Below are 15,080 nucleotides of genomic sequence, written 5' to 3'. Positions count from 1 at the left end.
ACACGAGCATGAGTAAGGTCATTTTCATTACCGGCGCATCGTCGGGCATTGGCAAAGCAGCCGCCATCCTGTTTGCGCAGCGGGGCTGGAACGTAGCTGCCACCATGCGGCATCCCGAAAAAGAAACGGAACTGACTCAGTACCCGGCCATTAAGCTGTACACCCTGGACGTAACCCAACCGGACAGCGTCGCGCAGGCCGTTGAGCAGGCATTGCAGGACTGGCCACGTATCGACGTACTGGTGAATAATGCCGGATATGGCTTGTTTGGTCCCATGGAAACGGTCTCGGAAGAAAAAATAATGGATCAGTTCCAGACGAACGTATTTGGAACGATGCGGACCATCAAAGCGCTGACGCCCCATTTCCGACAGGCCGGTGGCGGCACCATTATTAACATTACCTCCATCGGTGGCCTGGTGGGATTACCGTTCAACTCCATTTACCACGCAACTAAGTTTGGGGTCGATGGCTTATCGGAATCCCTGAATTATGAGTTACGTCCCTTCAATATCCGGGTGAAAATTGTGGCCCCCGGTGGCGTCGCGACCGACTTCGCTACCCGCTCCCTGAAGCAGACGATGGAAGGAGCCAGTGTTTACGACGAATCTATTCAACAGGTATTCGCTGCCTTTAGTAAACGGGGCGGCAACTATTCCACGGGCGAACAGATTGCCGGGGTCATCTACGAAGCCGCGACCGACGACAGCGACCGCCTTCGTTATGTTGCTGGTGAAGATGCTCAAAACCTGTACGCTCAGTGGAAAGAGATGAGCAACGAAGACTTTTTTGCCATGATAAACCAGGGATATGGCTTAGGTCAGTAGGCTTATTCCCGCTCCCGGTTATCTCCTGTAAAACCAGAAACCAATCAGGCCCGACAGCCCGAACCAATCACCCTGCTGGCAGGAATTGTTCGGGCTGTCGGGCTTTTTGATGCCCAGGCACCGTTATCGGCACATCGTTCGCCGTTATCGGCACACAACGTTAAAATAGGTTAAATGCAAATTTCGGCTGCAACACTCCTCTGGCAGTGATCGTACGTAGCAATAGACGGATCAACATAACCGTCCACTCCTACATACTAACATGAATATTTCCAGTATCGAAAACCCGGGGATTCCTCGCCCTGATCCGCTACTTCCTGTGTCACCCCGCCATGGCCCGTTTGTCAGAAAGCTCGCTCACTACCTCTTTTATTAATCCATTACTTGCTCCCTCACATCATGGTTTTTTATCCCTCCCGCTTCTTTACCGCGTCCGGTACATCGCTCAACAGCAAACGTATCAATCAGCTTTTGATTCTCCTGTGTCTCGTCTGGGCATCACTGCTGGTCAGTTGCTCAGATTCAGATACGGCATCCACCCTGGGCGACTGGCGTCGACGGTCCGACTTTGAAGGGGTAGCGCGCAATGCAGCCGCCAGCTTTGTAATCGGTAACATGGCGTATATAGGAACCGGCACCAATGCCGACAATGACCGATTGGTCGATTTCTGGGCGTACGATCCGGCGCGCAACACCTGGACGCAGGTCGCCGATTTTGCCGGGGCAGCCCGCAATGCGGCCGTCGGGTTCGCCATCGGCACGAAGGGTTATGTGGGCACCGGCCTGAACACCAACAGTGACCGGCTCCGGGATTTCTGGGAATTCGATCAGGCAACGAACACCTGGAAACAGATTGCTGATTTCGGCGGTACAGCCCGGCGCAACGCCGTTGCCTTTGCGCTCAACAATACAGGCTATGTCGGCACAGGTTTCGATGGTAACTATTTGAAAGATCTCTGGGCTTATGACCCGGCCACCGACACCTGGGCAAAAAAAGCGAGTTATGGCGGAGCTAAACGCATTGGTGCCGTGAGCTTCGTCATTAACAACCTGGCCTATGTGGGTACGGGGAATAATAACGGGTCGGCCGAGAAAGACTGGTGGGCCTATGATCCGGAGCAGGATCTGTGGATTGAGAAAGGTGATTTCGAGAGCGAGGAACTCGTAGCCCGAAGCTATGGCGTTGGTTTCGCCATTGGATCGCGGGGTTATGTGACCCTTGGCGATGGCAGTACATCCGTCTGGCAATACAACCCCGACGACGATAGCTGGGCCACGCTGGGCGCTTTTGAGGGCGTTGCCCGCCAGTATGCGATTGGATTTTCTATCAACGGCAAAGGGTATATAACCACGGGCAGCAGCGGCACCAGCCGGTTCGACGACCTGTGGGAATTTGATCCGGCCACGGCGCAGGACACCGATGCCAACTAAGCTCACCGTCAACCACGCCCGCTTCTGGCAGGCTCCCTCGACCCGGCAGTGGTTACTGCTGGTGTTGATCGGATTGGCAATAATGACCGTCTACCAGCGGTATAGCCGACAACCTCATTACGAACTGAGAGTGACCCCAACCGCCGGCGGTTGGGGTTACCTGATCATGCAACGGGGTAATGCCCTGATCGATCAGCCAACCGTGCCGGGACGCCCCGGTTCGGCGGGGTTCAGCACCCGCGAACAGGCACGACGCGCGGGCGAACTCGTAGTCCATAAATTACAACAGGGCCAGCAGCTACCAACCCTTTCGTCCAACGAACTGCGCCAGGCAGGCGTAGCAACACCTTAAAACGACCAGCCCACTTATGTATAAATTAAGCTGTATCGGACTCTTGCTGTCCGGTGCCTTACTAGCGGCATGCCAATCCGGCGACCTCGACGTGGGGCAGGCGGTTATCAGCCCCTTCGAATTACAAATTCAGCCGATCGATTCGGTAACGATCCAAACCGCCACCGTGCTGGAGCCCGATACGTTCGTTACCTCGTCCGACGAAAATATCCTGGTCGGGCAATGGACCGATGCCCAGACGGGCCGGCTGCTGGCGCGTGGTTTCACCTCGGTCGATTATGTTGCCAGTGAACTGGCCGGGACAACGCCAACGGGCCTTCGGCTGGATTCGCTGGTGCTGGAACTGGGCTACGCGTTTGCCTACGGCGATACGGCCACCTCGTTCGACCTGGCGGTTTATCCGTTACGGGAACCGCTGGCATCCAGCGTCTACTATAACAGCAGTTCGGTTGGGTACGCGGCAACGCCCCTGTTGCAGAAAACGATTCTGCTCCGTCCTAACAGCGGCACGCAGCAGCTGCGACTTCGCCTACCCGATGCGCTGGCCCAGTCGTTTTTCGACAAACTCACCGGCGGAGCTATTCGCGATGCCACCACCTTTGGCGAGTTCTGGCCGGGCTTCGCCTTCACGGGTCAGTCGGCGGCCAACTCCTTTGTCGGCTTCACCACCGGCACCGTGTCGGGCTTGCGGCTGTACTATCACGCGACAGACATCAACCGTACGGCTTCGTCGCTGCAATTTCCCATTACAGCCGCCCACTTCAGCCAGTTGCTCAATCAGCGAAGTGGCTCCGCGCTACAGGCGCTGCAAAACCGGACCGATATCGTTAGCAGCACGCAAACCAATGCCAGCACCTATGTGGCCGTGGGGGCGGCCCTGCGCACCCGCATCGAGTTTCCGTATCTGGGTACCCTCGACAAACCCGAGCAGTTTGCCGGTCTGAACAGTGCTATGCTGGTGGTTGAACCCATCCGTCGCGATCTGCGTGACAACATGCCCCCGCCTGCCCAGTTGGCGCTTTACCAAACCAATAGCCAGAACGAACTCCTCTCGATCGTGGCGGGTGGATCGGCGGGCGAAACCCCGGCTGTGGCCTCCTATGCCTACGACCCTACCGCGCTGGAATTGGTCGATGCCTATAGTTTCGACCTGACCCAGTATGTCAACCAGATCATTCGCCATGAAACAACCAACCGTCCGCTCCTGCTAACGGTGCCAGCCGGATCGGCCGACCTGCAAACGCTGGTCCGGCGTATCACGCTGGGTAACGGCCAACGGACTACCGACCGGATTCGGTTGCGCCTGTTCATGACCTCAGGGACCTGAGACTGTTGATCAGGCACACCGCCATACCCATGTTCCGGTCCGCATTTCGGTGTAGAGGACTAGCAGAATGAGCCGCCACACCTGCTCTCATCCAATGGGGTAACAAGGCATAAAACAACGACGGGCCTGGCAGAAACCAGGCCCGTCGGGTTAACGTCTATTTCGGCTAAAGCGAAAATTTCGGTACTATTTGGCGGCTGTCAGCACCAGCTTCATCTGATCGGCCACAAATTGATTGCCCGTTTCGTTGAGGTGGACCCGGTCGGTGGTCAGGATGCCCCGGTCTTTGTTGTCCGGGTTATTTTTCAGATCGTACTCCTGAAAGGCCTTGCGCAAATCGACGAGTGGCAGGTTCTGTTTTTTGGCCATATCGCGGATAAACTGGCTGTACTGGTTCAGGTCGCCATCCTGCTGATTGGTCATATCGGTCTTTTCACCGATGGCAGCTGGCGTACATAACACTACCCGGATATTGGCGGCCTGTAACTTCTTCACCACCGCTTCGTAGAACTTCACGAACTTATCGGGATCGGTGCCGGTGCCCGACGTGGCCTTATGCCAGACATCGTTGACACCTACCCAGATCACCACGACGTCGGGTTTCTGGGCCAGCACATCATCGTCCATGCGGAGAAACAGGTCATAGATCTTGTTACCACCAATGCCCGCTCCGATAAATTCGTACTGGTCGGCGGGGATCATTTTTTTCAGTTTATCGATGTACCCACCCGGATTGACACCTGCCTGGGTGATGGAGTCGCCGAAGAAAACGACACGGGTCGGTTTGGCCGCGCTCATAGCGAGCAGACCGGCGATACACAGAAGCGATAGAACGCGATAGAATAGAGTCATGGTGTCTAAAGGATCGAACGTTTAGGCATTACTCATCCCCGCAGGCGGTTGTCGGACAGATTACCGGGCGCTTCTTCATTCTGGATACAACAACCCGCGATTCAGCTACTTTTCCGGGGGTGGACCCACTGACCTTTGTGCAGGAAGAAAATGACACACAAACTCAGTAAGAAATGAACAGTCTTCAAAAAACAAATCTAGGTAGCCAGGGCCTTGTGGTTCCGGCGGTAGGGCTTGGCTGCATGGGTATGACCCAGATCGCCGGGGCCGATGTGTACGGAAAAGCCGACGAAGCCGAATCCATTGCCACCATCCACCGGTCGCTGGAGCTGGGCGGCAATTTTCTGGACACGGCCGACCTCTATGGTCCGATGCACAACGAACGCCTGATTGCCAAAGCCATCCGTGGCAACCGAAATCAGTACATCATCGCCAGTAAGTTCGGCTTCGAGATCGACGATAACGAGCAGCTGACCTGGCAGTTCAACGGCCAGCCAGCCTACGTCAGGAAGTCCATCGAACGGTCGCTTAAAAACCTGGGTACCGACTACATCGACCTGTATTACCTGCACCGGCTCGACCCGAACACGCCCATCGAAGAGACCGTAGGGGCTATGGCCGATCTGGTAAGGGAAGGAAAGATCGGGTACATCGGGCTGTCGGAGGTGTCGTCGGCTACCATCCGGAAGGCCCACCAAATTCATCCCCTGACTGCCGTACAAACGGAGTATTCCCTGTTTGAGCGCAGCGCGGAGGAGTCGGGAATCATAGCGACGCTGGCAGAGCTGGGTATCGGGTTCGTCGCGTATTCACCCCTGGGCCGGGGCTTTATTTCGGGCGACATCAAAAGTCCGGACGACTTTCCGGCCGATGACTTCAGACGCGGTATTCCCCGGTTTCAGGGCGACGCCTTCTACCGGAATATCGAACTCGTCGAGGCCATCAAATCGCTGGCCGATACGAAGCAGATTACCCCGTCGCAACTGGCTATTGCCTGGGTCATCTCGAAAGGACTGCTACCGATTCCAGGCACCAAACGCGTACCGTACGTCGAGCAGAACCTGGCCGCGGCCAGCATTACCCTGACCGCCGACGAGTTGGAACGACTGGAGGCTATCATTCCGTTAGGTACCTCGACGGGCGACCGGTATGATGCCACGGGTATGACCTGGATCGATCAATAGATTTATCATGGACCGGGAACGCTATCCTGACGAGAGCGTTCCCGGGTTCTAAGCCGATACGACGATGAGAAAAGAGACAACTACCCCCTATACCATCAACTCGATTTCCGAGCTGCATCGGTTATTGGCCCTGCCGAAACCGGCACACCCGCTGGTGAGTTTCATCAACCTGGCCGACGTGGCCTGCCATTTCGATGAAAGCATGAAAAGTGTCATCTACAATTTCTACTCGATCTGCATCAAGAAGAACTTCACGGGGAAGCTGAAATACGGCCAGAACTATTATGACTTCGATGAAGGCGTCATGACGTTTTTTTCGCCGGGTCAGGTCATCTCGGTGGTCTCTCCTGAAGACATGGCACTGACGGGCTGTTGGTTGGTCGTTCATCCCGATTTTATTCAGCACTATCAGCTGGCTAAAGGCATCAGGGACTACGGCTTTTTCACATACGCCGTCAACGAGGCCCTGCACCTGTCCGATACGGAAGAAGCGCGGATCACAGCCATCATGCAAAGCATCGAGCAGGAATACCGCTCGTCTATCGACAGTTACAGCCAGGACGTGATCGTTTCCCATATCGACCTGCTGCTCAACTACGCCAACCGGTTTTATAACCGGCAGTTCATCACCCGCAAAAACGCCAGCCATGATCTGCTAACCAGCCTGGAAGCGCTGCTGACGGACTATTTCAACCAGCATAACGTGGCCGACATAGGGCTTCCAAGCGTTCAGTACCTCTCAGAAAAGCTGCATGTTTCGCCACCGTACCTGAGCGACATGCTCCGTAAACTGACCGGCCAAAGCGCGCAGCAGCATATCCACAACAAGCTGATTGAGAAAGCCAAAGAGCGTTTATCGACCACCTCGCTCTCCGTCAGCGAAATAGCTTACCAGCTTGGTTTTGAATACCCGCAGTCGTTCAACAAGTTGTTCAAGAGCAAGACAAGCGTGTCGCCCCTGGAATTTCGGCAATCCTTCAACTGACCCTTTAAAGGCCGCCCCCCAACCCGATTCAGCGAACAGCATCGGCGATGACTGCCCGCCAGCTTTCGAGTTCGGGTTTGCCGGGTTTACGCTCCCCAAAAACAAGGGCCACATTTTGCCCGTTCCTGTCGAACAGTTCAAGCGCCGTTACGAGGCCGTCGGCAGTGGGTTTCTTCGTGAGCCAGACCTGACCGACGAGCGTTTCATTCAGGTGAAGGTTGAAGGCCGGGTCGAGCACATTGTACCACGGCCCCATCTGCACCAGTTTCTTTACCGGGCCGGTATGAATCTGGATACATCCCGCGTTGGAGACGAATACCATAATGGATACATCCCGGTCGGCAGCTGTGGCAAAGACCTGTTTCAGTACATCCAGCGAGAGCAGCCGGGCATGCCCTTCGGGGGCCAGTCGCAGACCCTGCTGCCGTCCAACCCCGTATTGCCGCAGTAGTCCAAAGAACTCATGCGTATCCTGCATGGCCAGCCAGCCCGCCTGAAAACCCGCCACGTCGATAGCCGCATCCGCAGTGTCGTCGCTTTTTCCAACCGGCGCGTCGACCGTCAGCTGTTCGGACTGGTCATCGGCCCGGAATTTGGTTACAAGGGTCTGGTAAGCGACTCCCTCAGACTGTTCGGTGAGGTAGATTTTATGGATGGCTTCACCCTGGGCATCGAAAAACTGGAGACTCCGCCGGTCGTTTTCGTTCACCGCGAATCCCCATTGCCAGCGCTGCATAAACAACCGAAGATCAATATCGGGACCCAGAACCAGCCCCATGTGATTGCTGAGGGATACCTTTTCATACACGCCCTTTCGTTCGTGAACCAGCACATCGTTGCGGGTAAGGGCCATCACGTAGCCCAGCGTGGGCACTTCCCGGAGCAGCTCGCGGAAATCGCCAGCCAGCCGGACAACCGTTTCGCCCACGCCTGTGACAAGGAGTTCGGCTTCGCTCACCCCCAGTTGCCGGGCAGCATCGCGGATACGCACGTTTGGTTGTTGCTGGCGAAAGTCGGACCAGCGCGTTTTCAGAGAGATCGTGTCAGTAGTCATGTGTTACTGGAGTAGTGGCTAAAAGCCGGTTGAAATATAGGTATCGGAACAATCAGCGGACAATGGTGGCAGGGATTATCGAGCAACTGCACCGGCAGGCCAAACACCCGCTCAACGAGCGGAGCGGTGAGCACGGTGCGCGGAGTCCCATACGCTTCCCGTCGCCCGTTCCGAAGCATCAGGATCTGGTCGGCATATTGGGCGGCCATGTTCAGGTCGTGCAGTACTGCTACCACGGCATACCCCCGGCGGGCCATCTGACGGGCAACGTCCAGCAGTTGGTGCTGATGGAGCAGGTCCAGACCCGTAGTCGGCTCGTCGAGCAGCAGCAGGCCATCCGGCACGTCCCAGATCTGGGCCAGCACCCGCGCCAGCTGCACCCGCTGCTGCTCCCCACCCGACAGCGTAGACACGATCCGGTTACTGAAGGGACGCATACCTACCGTGTCCAGGGCCGCTTCGGCAATGGCATAATCGGCAGCAGCCGGGTAGGCTCCATAATGTGGATAACGGCCCATCAACACCAGTTCGCCTACCCGAAACGGAAAAGTCAGTGTATTTTGCTGATGCAGCATCCCCCGAAAAAGGGCCAGTTGCTCACCGGCATACCCACGCAGCGGTTTGCCCAGCACATCGATCGAGCCCGAAGCCGGGGCCATCTCGCGTGCACAGAGTTTAAGCAGCGTGGACTTTCCCGCGCCGTTAGGTCCGACAATGGCCAGCAGTTCACCCGCCCGGGCATGAAACGAAACGTCGTTCAGCAACGTCCGGGACGCAATGGTATAGGAAACATGGGAGGCTTGTAGCATGGCTCAGGTCGTTGTTCGTTCATTGATCAGCATCCACAGAAAAACGGGTGTACCCAGCAGCGCCGTCAAAATACCGATGGGTAGCTCGGCCGGGGCTACGATGGTTCGGGCCAGCGCGTCGGCGGCCGTCAGGACGATAGCGCCCCCCAGTGCCGACCCGATCAGCACCCGTCGGTGGTCGGAACCGGCCACCAGCCGGATCAGGTGCGGAATCACCAGGCCCACGAACCCGATCATGCCTGCCACCGCCACCGACGAACCGACAGCCAGCGTCGCCAGGACGATGATCCGGCGTTTAAGGCCCGTAATATTCACACCCAGCATAACGGCCTGGCTTTCGCCAAGGGCCAGCAGGTTCAGCGATTTAGCCAGCCGGGGCAACCCCAGGACCACCACCATTATAAACGGCAACAACGTCAGCACGGTTGTCCAGCTGGCCCCGCCCAGGCTACCCAGCGCCCAGAAAGTGATGGTACGCAGCTGCTCATCGGTAGCCGTATACGTCAGCAGACCCGTCAGCGCACCCGCCAGCGCGTTGATCGCAATCCCCGCCAGCAACATGGTCGTCACCACCGACCGGCCCGCTACCCGCGCCAGCCGATATACGAGCAGTGCCGTTCCGCAGGCTCCGCCAAACGCCACCAGCGAAAGGGCGTAGTAACCCAGCAAACCGGTCAGTTTCTGAAATACCGTTACCTCCAGCACGATCATCCCGACGGCAGCCAGCGAAGCCCCCGACGAAATACCAATCAGTCCGGGGTCGGCCAGCGGGTTGCGAAATAGACCCTGCATGGCGGCACCCGCCACGGCCAGCCCCGCTCCGATGAGCAGGCCGAGACAAACGCGGGGTAGACGGATAGTGGTCAGGATCACCGTCTTTGTTTCGTCGATGGCATCGGTCAGGCCCAGCGAATGCCCCAGAATGGCGAGTACCTCCACGGGCGAAATCGCGACAGCTCCTACCCCAACCGAGAGCAACACTGTCAGGACCAGACCAGCGACGAGGGCAGCGATAAGCCAGGGCCGGTGCAGGGTAGCGACAGTACCGGTCGGTCGGGGTAGCGAAGGGGCCCTAAGGATTTTAGCTTCCATGAGTTAAAGTGTGCTGAGGGGGCTTAGTTTGCGGGCCAGTTCATCGATGGCCTTACCCAGCCGGGGAGTGAACCCGGTCAGCAGGTGACCATCCATCGTTACGAATCGTTTGGCTTTCCCGGCATTGGTCTGGGCTACACCCGGCACGTTCAGCAACCCATCAGCCCCACCCAGACTTTCGAGACCACTATCGAAGAGCAGTATCACATCAGGGTTAGCAGCCACCAGGGCTTCGGTGGTGAGGGGTTTGAAATCATCGAACTGGGGCGTCGCATTCTTCCCCCCCGCCAATTCGATCATTTTTTCGGCTGGTGTGCCCCGCCCGGCTGCGAACATCGTACCCACTCCTCGGGCATAGATGAACAGCACCCTGGGACGGCCAGCCGCTTTTTGCACCTTCGCCACGTCGCTTTCCAGCCGGCGAACGACAGCACGGGCCTTACTCGGCACCCGGCAGGCAGTGGCAATGTCGGTGATAAGCTTCTTCGTACCGTCGATAGAGAACTCCTGTTTGAAGGTAATCACCTGAACGCCCGCAGCGCGAAGCTGGTCTAGCACTTCGGCTTTGGTGCCGGCCTTTTCGGTGGTCAGCACGAGCGTCGGTTTCTGAGCCAGCACCCCCTCGGCGGAGATGTTCCGGTTATGGCCCACTTTTGGCAGTTTTTGCAGACTTTCGGGGTAGGTGCTGGTCACGTCGACCCCCACCAGCCGGGCCTGTAAACCCAGGTCACACAAAATTTCACTTACCGTTCCATCGAGCGAAACGATCCGGGGCGGGGCCTGCGCATACGCTGGCCCGGCAGCCGTCAGCAAACCAAAAAGGCAAGCCAGATAGCTGAGCCGGAATAGCCGGAAGCCAGACTTTAGTTGATGTATTTCATTCATCTGTAGTGAGTGTTAACGATTGGTTTTTAGTCGAAATTGATTGTCGTTCAGGTCGGGTGTAGCCTGGACGGCCACGTCCGGGTAGAAATAGTTTTTTCTTGCCGGACTGGATTTGCCAGCGAGGGGACCAGAACCGCCAATGGCGAAGCGATGTAAACGGTATACGCTTACCCGGACGTGGCCGTCCAGGATATACCCGACCGGGCTACAACCGGCTACTCCCTGCCGTGTTCTTGAACAGGCTCAAAGCCAGATTTGGATCTCGCCAAACGTCAGCCAGAATCCTCCCTGCTCCGGGCAATAGTCCATACGACTGTAGCAACTGCGGTAGAGCGGTTCGGTAGTCTCTTTCATGGCTGTATCAATTGGATGAAAGCCGGCCCTTCGTCAGCAAGTCCATATCGAGTCGAAGGCAGGCCAGATTCAGGCCGCGCGCCAGTTGATCGCGTTCGCCTTCGGTCAGGTGCAGGCCGATCGCCTGAAAACCGGCCCGTACGACCGTATCCCGTACGTCGAGCAGGCCAACTACATAGCGGCTGGCCGTAGACAGGGTATCGAGACGCCGGATCAGCGCATACAGTTCCGTCAGGTTCAGCGCCATGGTGATCGTCTGGAAGTACAGCTCAATCTCTCCGCAACAGCGGCACTGAGCCAGCAGCAGACCGGGTTCATTTACCAGGATGCGGTGTGAAGGATGTGGGGTAGCGTTCATAGCGATCAGGTTAGTTCAGTCGATGGCTTACCGTCAGGATACGCTCGGCTTCCAGAATAGGGGCCGCTTCGCTGAGCAGGGCACACAGGCGCGTCAGGTCCTCGTCGGAAAACAGCAGAAAGTAATTGGGCATCGGCGTAGCCAGCATCAGCTCCTTCCCGTGTGGGGTGTTGATGGGCCGCATCGATAGCCGGTTGTGCATCATCTCGGCAAAGGCCTCGAACTGGTCGAGGGTCAGACAGAAGAGTGAATTCTGAAACGCCACGTTGATGGTACGGCAGCTGGCACACATGCCGAGGTACCCGAATTCGTTTTCCGCAAAAGTTCTGAAGCGATGTGTGTGTTCCATACCGGTTGAGGCTGGCCGTTGAGCCGGTTAGTTAGTTGGACAGTGATTTACCTGTTATTGTGCCTGAGCGGGCAACCGAGCCGATACCTATGGCCCGGTCGCCACGCTGAGGACTTGGGGGTAAGCGCCGACGGGCTGATTAATTCAGTTTTGTGGAACCGTCGGGCTGGTATACATATCGGAAGGTATAAAAGCGGGAGCGGCTGGTAGCGCCAGGAGTGGCCGGGGCGTTTTCGTAATAACTCAGTATCTCCAGTTTGGCGTATTTACCATCGCCCGTTCTGATCACCAGCACCCGGCCCGGTACCGGCGTAATGATGTTGTTTGTCGAATTGTAATTGTACCACCCCAGCCCTGAACCGGTTGGTATGGCCAGCGACGTAGCGCTTTGATCCTGAGCGAAGGTGGCGGTAGCCGGTATGGCAGTCAGCTCCTCAAAGGTGCCGGTATGCACATAGGCCCCACCCTGCCCAGAGCGGACAGCCCCGCCGTTGATAATGACGGTCGTGCCCCGAAACCCAACGTCCCAACGGTTGGTAGCCGAATCGGTATTGGCAACGGTTTTGTTGTCGCGGAGATTGTACAGGGTGAATTTGCCGGTGCTCAGGGGCGGCTGGCCCGTTGTCGAGCTGGGCGTCGTTGGGTCGGCGGGCAGGTTATTCACCGTCTGTGCCTGAACGGGCAGAACGACAGGGGCGTCGTCATCGGAAGCACAGGCAGTGAGGGTGGCAAGCGAAGCGGTGAAGAGCAGAATCTGGTACGTGATTTTCATAGGAAGTAAAAAATTGACTTAATGGGAAATGCTTGATTGACGGGCCCAGGCCCAGCGCAGACTGGCGTACCACAGCCGCCCCGCCAGCGACGGGATAAACTGAGGATCGGTATAGCCCGTCAGGTTGTCTACGCCCGCCTGGATGGTGATCATTTTGATGGTTTTGGAAACGGTGGCATGCCACGTAATGTAACCGGGAACATACTCGCCGGCCTCATCCAGAATCAGGTTGCCATTCGCATCGGCAAAACCGTACCGACTTCGATACACGCCCCGCAGCGATGCTGACAGTCCCTGCCGGGGTAGTTCGTAAAACACTTTCCCGTTGGCCATGTGTCGCGACCGGTTCAGCAGACCCCCATAATCGGCCAGCCGTACGCGCTCGGTAAGCCCTGTTTCAGGGTTACGCCGAAAAAGCTGTCCGGCACGGATGCTGGCGGTCACGGCTTTATCTCTGGCATCAAGAAACTGGTAGCCGCTGCTGAGCGTCAGCTGGCCAGATCCCAGCGTGAATCGGTAGCTGCCGTCCAGTTCAGCCCCCTGCGTGAACACCCGGCTCAGGTTGGTATAGCTGAACACGTTCTGCCCATTGGTCTTGCGGGCCACCACCTGGGTTTCGATCAGGTCACGAATGTCGTTGCGAAACAGGTTCACCGACAGGCGAAGCGGCAGGCTGTATTTTTTCTGAAAGTCGGCCACGGCTCCCAGGTTAACCGCCACGGAGCTTTCGGCCCGGATACTGCCGAAGCGGGCAGGATCGAGCAGCAACTCGGCGATTTGCCCCTGCTGCTGCAACCGGGCTATACTGGTGGCTATTTCCTGGGTGCCAAAGACGCTGTAGCCCACCACCGCATTATCGAAATTGAGGTAGAGCTGTCGGAAGTCGGGCGCTTTGAACCCCACCCCGGCGCTCCCCCGCAAGGCTACCGTCTGACTCAGTTCGTACCGGGCCGACAGTTTGGGGCTGAATTGCTCGGCATATTGACTGTGGGCATCGAAACGCCCGCCCGCAATGAGGGTAAACCGCTGGGCAGGGACCCACTCGAACTGCGCAAATCCGTAACGGGTCGTAAACTGCTGCCGGCCCGGGTAGCGGGTGGCCTCAACGCCCTCGGCAATAAACCCGGCACCCACCGTCAGAAAATGGCGATTTCGAATGGTTCGCTCCGACACGACCTCCCCCCGGTCGAAGGTCTGCCGAAAATAGCTGTCGTCGTAAGCCTCGCGGGTGTCCTGATAGCGCAGAGCCGTAGTTGTTCGGTAGCCGGTCCGGTAATAGCGGTAGGTAAATTTCCAGTTGTCGGATGCCTGATGCGTTAGTACGGGGTTGATGGTGTATTCACGCACCGCGCCGTCTCCCGACACCACCCGCTGGTCGGTCAGGCTGAAGGCGTTATCCTGCTGTTCGGCAAAGAACCGGCCCGACACGCTTAGCTTTAACCGCGAACCGAAAGCGGTGGTCAGTCGACCGCTGACAGTGTGGTTGAGAAAGGGCGACACCGTGTTACCGGCCGTTTCGGGACTGAAATCGTACCCACCCGACTGGTATCGGTTATCGAACAGGTACAGGCCGGTTTTTCCTTTTCGAAGCGAAACGTCGCCCGTCAGGTCGCTGCTGCGGTTGGCTCCGTAGCGGGCCGCCACGCTCCCCTGCGTCCGGTCCGGATTTTCCGTGATGATATTGACCACTCCCGCCAGCGCTTCCGAACCGTACAGGCTCGATGAAGGCCCTTTAACGATCTCGATCTGTTTGATATTCCCGACCGTTAGCCGACTCAGTTCCAGCGTCCCGGCGGTACGGCCTACCAGCGGTTCTCCATCGACCAGAATCAAGGTATAATCCGGACCAAAGCCCTGCACCTGGAGACCCTGCCCGTGGTCGTTGACAATAGCCAGACCCGTTTGCTCCCGCAGGATATCGTTGAGCCGGAGACTTCCCGACTGCCGGATCTGAGGCTGGCCAATGACCGTCACCGGCATGGGCAGCGACCCTACCCGCCGTTCTGTTCGGGTTGCCGTTACCACCACCGCATCGAGCTGTTTGACCCGGACTGAATCGGGCGGCTGTAGGGCGGGCTGTTGCACCGAAAGGAAGAGTAAAGCCACGAGCATAGCAGAGCGAATTGGAAGGTTCGCTGCAAACGTAGCCCTTATTTATATTTGATCCAAATAAATATAGATCTTATTTAGAATATATCTAAACAGCGCTTTTCTTCTAATATACAGCGAACCTAAACAATGCTGGTAGCCGCCGATAATAGAATCTATTGCTGCACAGGCTTTTGACTTAACAAGGAGATCATGGTGCTAATGCCCTGTACTCCTGACCAGAATTTCGGGCTGACCACTGAGTATTGCATGACATTAGCCAAAGTATACCTGTTCTTGAGAATTCTGCTTCGCTACCTTTATCGTTTATTCCCACCCTAACTGTTATTTCAATTAGCCT

The 15,080-nt window shown here is 57.0% G+C and carries 15 protein-coding genes; 6 read left to right on the top strand and 9 right to left on the bottom strand.

Annotated elements, in window-relative coordinates; all coding sequences use genetic code 11:
* Positions 1 to 8 precede the first annotated feature (8 nt).
* The 4 genes from FH603_RS16500 to FH603_RS16485 all read left to right on the top strand — a co-directional run bounded on the left by FH603_RS16500 (position 9) and on the right by FH603_RS16485 (position 3,937).
* On the top strand, positions 9 to 827 hold the full coding sequence (locus FH603_RS16500) for an SDR family oxidoreductase (RefSeq protein WP_186738642.1): 819 nt from the start codon (positions 9 to 11) through the stop codon (positions 825 to 827).
* 399 nt (positions 828 to 1,226) lie between these two features.
* Positions 1,227 to 2,258, top strand: a complete 1,032-nt coding sequence (locus tag FH603_RS16495) for a Kelch repeat-containing protein (protein WP_186738641.1) — start codon at positions 1,227 to 1,229, stop codon at positions 2,256 to 2,258.
* Positions 2,248 to 2,610: a DUF4907 domain-containing protein gene (locus tag FH603_RS16490; protein WP_186738640.1), complete on the top strand. Its 363-nt coding sequence runs from the start codon at positions 2,248 to 2,250 to the stop codon at positions 2,608 to 2,610. The genes FH603_RS16495 and FH603_RS16490 overlap by 11 nt, the downstream gene beginning before the upstream one ends.
* 16 nt (positions 2,611 to 2,626) lie before the next feature.
* Positions 2,627 to 3,937, top strand: a complete 1,311-nt coding sequence (locus tag FH603_RS16485; protein ID WP_186738639.1) for a DUF4270 family protein — start codon at positions 2,627 to 2,629, stop codon at positions 3,935 to 3,937.
* 186 nt (positions 3,938 to 4,123) lie between these two features.
* Here FH603_RS16485 and FH603_RS16480 read toward each other — a convergent pair whose 3' ends face one another.
* Positions 4,124 to 4,789, bottom strand: a complete 666-nt coding sequence (locus tag FH603_RS16480; protein ID WP_186738638.1) for an SGNH/GDSL hydrolase family protein — start codon at positions 4,787 to 4,789, stop codon at positions 4,124 to 4,126.
* Positions 4,790 to 4,962: 173 nt separating this feature from the next.
* On the opposite strand from FH603_RS16480, the gene FH603_RS16475 reads away from it, so the two are divergent.
* Both FH603_RS16475 and FH603_RS16470 read left to right on the top strand, forming a co-directional pair.
* Positions 4,963 to 5,973 (top strand): aldo/keto reductase, encoded by a 1,011-nt coding sequence (locus FH603_RS16475; protein ID WP_186738637.1) that lies wholly within the window; start codon positions 4,963 to 4,965, stop codon positions 5,971 to 5,973.
* 64 nt (positions 5,974 to 6,037) lie between these two features.
* Positions 6,038 to 6,958 carry a helix-turn-helix domain-containing protein gene (locus FH603_RS16470; protein ID WP_186738636.1) on the top strand — a complete coding sequence of 307 codons (921 nt, stop codon included), beginning with the start codon at positions 6,038 to 6,040 and terminating at the stop codon, positions 6,956 to 6,958.
* A 28-nt stretch (positions 6,959 to 6,986) separates the two neighbouring features.
* Here the strand turns inward: FH603_RS16470 and FH603_RS16465 are convergent, their stop codons facing one another.
* The 8 genes from FH603_RS16465 to FH603_RS16430 all read right to left on the bottom strand — a co-directional run bounded on the left by FH603_RS16465 (position 6,987) and on the right by FH603_RS16430 (position 14,743).
* Positions 6,987 to 8,012 carry a hemin-degrading factor gene (locus tag FH603_RS16465; protein ID WP_186738635.1) on the bottom strand — a complete coding sequence of 342 codons (1,026 nt, stop codon included), beginning with the start codon at positions 8,010 to 8,012 and terminating at the stop codon, positions 6,987 to 6,989.
* Positions 8,009 to 8,821 (bottom strand): heme ABC transporter ATP-binding protein, encoded by an 813-nt coding sequence (locus FH603_RS16460; RefSeq protein ID WP_186738634.1) that lies wholly within the window; start codon positions 8,819 to 8,821, stop codon positions 8,009 to 8,011. Before FH603_RS16460 ends, FH603_RS16465 begins: the two co-directional genes overlap by 4 nt.
* Before the next feature lie 3 nt (positions 8,822 to 8,824).
* The gene (locus FH603_RS16455) at positions 8,825 to 9,913 is read right to left on the bottom strand and encodes a FecCD family ABC transporter permease (RefSeq protein WP_208493118.1); all 1,089 of its coding nucleotides are present in this window, start codon (positions 9,911 to 9,913) and stop codon (positions 8,825 to 8,827) included.
* Between the two features lie 3 nt (positions 9,914 to 9,916).
* A complete protein-coding gene (locus tag FH603_RS16450) occupies positions 9,917 to 10,798 on the bottom strand; it encodes a heme/hemin ABC transporter substrate-binding protein (protein WP_186738633.1) in 882 nt (293 codons plus the stop codon).
* 361 nt (positions 10,799 to 11,159) lie between these two features.
* Positions 11,160 to 11,510, bottom strand: coding sequence for a hypothetical protein (locus tag FH603_RS16445; protein WP_186738632.1), 351 nt, complete (start codon positions 11,508 to 11,510; stop codon positions 11,160 to 11,162).
* Between the two features lie 10 nt (positions 11,511 to 11,520).
* Positions 11,521 to 11,859 (bottom strand): DUF6686 family protein, encoded by a 339-nt coding sequence (locus FH603_RS16440; RefSeq protein ID WP_186738631.1) that lies wholly within the window; start codon positions 11,857 to 11,859, stop codon positions 11,521 to 11,523.
* 139 nt (positions 11,860 to 11,998) lie between these two features.
* Positions 11,999 to 12,631 (bottom strand): HmuY family protein, encoded by a 633-nt coding sequence (locus tag FH603_RS16435; RefSeq protein ID WP_186738630.1) that lies wholly within the window; start codon positions 12,629 to 12,631, stop codon positions 11,999 to 12,001.
* A gap of 18 nt (positions 12,632 to 12,649) precedes the next feature.
* Positions 12,650 to 14,743 (bottom strand): TonB-dependent receptor plug domain-containing protein, encoded by a 2,094-nt coding sequence (locus tag FH603_RS16430; RefSeq protein WP_186738629.1) that lies wholly within the window; start codon positions 14,741 to 14,743, stop codon positions 12,650 to 12,652.
* Between the last annotated feature and the right edge of the window lie 337 nt (positions 14,744 to 15,080).

The sequence above is a fragment of the Spirosoma utsteinense genome (assembly GCF_014282275.1).
GTDB lineage: Bacteria > Bacteroidota > Bacteroidia > Cytophagales > Spirosomataceae > Spirosoma > Spirosoma utsteinense.
Note: the sequence above shows the minus strand (reverse complement) of the source record. Positions and strands in the feature narration are given on the sequence as shown.